The 2,208-nt window shown below is 71.5% G+C and carries 2 protein-coding genes; both read right to left on the bottom strand.

The window, feature by feature from the left end:
* Positions 1-2,015: UvrD-helicase domain-containing protein (locus tag BQ7388_RS00135; RefSeq protein ID WP_159430770.1), on the bottom strand; the 2,015-nt coding region annotated here is incomplete at its 3' end.
* The coding region (locus BQ7388_RS12195; protein ID WP_159430769.1) for a hypothetical protein at positions 2,015-2,208 on the bottom strand (194 nt) is incomplete at its 5' end. The genes BQ7388_RS12195 and BQ7388_RS00135, both read right to left, overlap by 1 nt.

Genomic DNA, 2,208 nt, shown 5'->3' with positions numbered 1-2,208 from the left:
TCCTCGAGGCGGGCGACGAGGCCGGACTCGCGGAGCATCGCCGCGAGCACGTCGCGCACGGGCCAGCTCCCCAGCCTCCGGAAGGCGCGCACGACCAGCTCGCGGGCTGAGCGCAGCGCGGGAGAGGGCTCGAGGCCCGCGGGGAGGTCGAACGACACGAGGCCGGCGTCTATCCCCCGCTTCGTAAGGGCGTCCACCTCCTCCTGGTCGCGGGTCGCGAGGAGGAGGAGGTCGTCTGCCGAGAGGCAGAACATCTGGCTCGTGAGCACGGGGTAGAGCCCGTCCTGGGTGTCCCTGGGGTTGGCGAGGAGGTGCAGCAGCGCCGAGACGAGGCGCACCTCCTCGCTCTGCGAGAAGGTCGACCCGCCGCTCACCACGCACTCGATGCCGCGGGAGCGCAGGGCCTCGAGGTAGCTGCCGAGCCTGCTCATGCGCCCCAGGAGGAGGGCCACGTCGGAGGGCCTCTGGCCGGCGTCGATGTAGCTCGCCAGGCGCTCGGCCACCCTGTCCGCCATCACGCGGGCGCGGTCCTGGGACGAGACCTGCGCCCTCCCCTGCCGCCTCGAGCACACGAGCTCCACGCTGACGCGGGGAAGCCCCCGCGCCGCGAAGCCGCTCGCGCGCCCCTCCCAGGCGACGAGGTCCATGAAGCGCGGGAGGAGTCCCCCTCCTCCCTCCTGGCCGCGTCCGAGGACGTGTGCCACGAAGCGCAGGACGTCGTCGTGGCTGCGGAAGTTGTTCTTGAGCTCCACCACCGAGGAGGGGGGCAGCGACGCCTGACGGTCGCGGAACACCTGCACGTCGGCGGCACGGAAGCGGTAGATCGACTGCTGGGCGTCCCCCACCGTGCAGAGGTGGCAGGCACCGGGCCCGCTCAGGAGCTCGATCATACGCACCTGCTGGGCGTTGGTGTCCTGGAACTCGTCCACCATGACCAGGCGGAAGCGCCGACCGTACTCTGCCGCGACCTCCGGATGCTCGCGGAAGGCGCGCAGGGTGAGCGAGAGCAGGTCGTCGTTGTCGAGGACCCCGAGCCCCGCCTTGAGTCCGGCGTAGCGACGGTCCACCTCGCGCGCGAGCTGGACGAGCTGGGTGCGGAAGCGCATCGCGCCAGCCATCTGCACGGCGAGCGCACAGTCGGCATAGGCGGCCTTGATCTGGGCGCCCAGCTCCCTCATCTTCTTCGACCTGTAGGCGTCGCCGGGCTTCCTTATGCGCCCGAAGGCCTCCGCGGCGTGCGCCGCGTCGCGCTGCGAGGGCGGGAGCGAGAGGAGCCTTCCCACCACCTCGAGGGAGTTCTGGAGGTTCGTGCGCTCCGCCTCGCCGGCCTTGGACGAGAAGGCCTTTGCCTCCTGCCCCAAGGCGAGCGCCCTCTGCACGCAGTCGAGGTAGAGCGAGAGCTCTCCGAAGACGTCGGGGGCGGTCCCCGGGAACTCGACCGAGTCGAAGCCCTCCAGGGCCGATCCCGCCGCGTCGCGAAGGGTCCTGAGCATGCCGAACACCGTAGCGGCGCCGTCGATTCCGGCCCGCCCCCTGAGCTCGAAGCTACGCCTGAGCTCCGCGTAGGCGGGGTCGTCCTGGACGATGCCGCACACCTCGTCGACCGCCCGCTCGACCAGGCCCGCCGAGACGCCCTCCCCCGCGACCTTGAAGCCGGGGTCCAGGCCGAGGGCGAGGGCGTGCCTCCTCAGGATGCGCGAGCACATGCCATGGATGGTGCTGATCCAGGCAGAGTCCACCTCGAGGGCGTGGCCTGCCATGCCCCCCTCGCGCAGCCGGGCGCGGATCTTCTCCTTTATCTCGTCCGCGGCCGCATGCGTGAAGGTGATCACCAGGACCTCGTCGAGGCTGTCGAGGTAGGGCGCCCCTCCCTCGCCCGAGCCGGGGGTGAGGGCCCACGCGACCCTCTCGGCCAGGGTGGACGACTTGCCCGACCCGGCCCCTGCGGCCACGAAGAGCGGCCTGTCGAGGGTCCGCGTGATGCGCTCTTGCTCTGGTGTCAGACGGCGTGCCACTAGGACAGCCTCCTCTCGCAGTTGGTGACGGGACACCACTGGCAGGCCTTGGCGTCGACGGGGTCGGCGCGGACGTCACCCGCGAGCATGCGCCCTATCGCCGCGGCGACCTGCTCCTCGGTGGCGTCCAGCAGCTCCTCGAAGCCCAGTTGTCCAGGCCCGCCGCAGCAGCAGGAGTCGAGGCGGGCCTGCC

Source organism: Olsenella phocaeensis (assembly GCF_900120385.1).
Taxonomy (GTDB): domain Bacteria; phylum Actinomycetota; class Coriobacteriia; order Coriobacteriales; family Atopobiaceae; genus Olsenella_I; species Olsenella_I phocaeensis.
The sequence above is the reverse complement of the archived record's forward strand: the minus strand, read 5'-3'. Positions and strand labels throughout refer to the sequence as shown.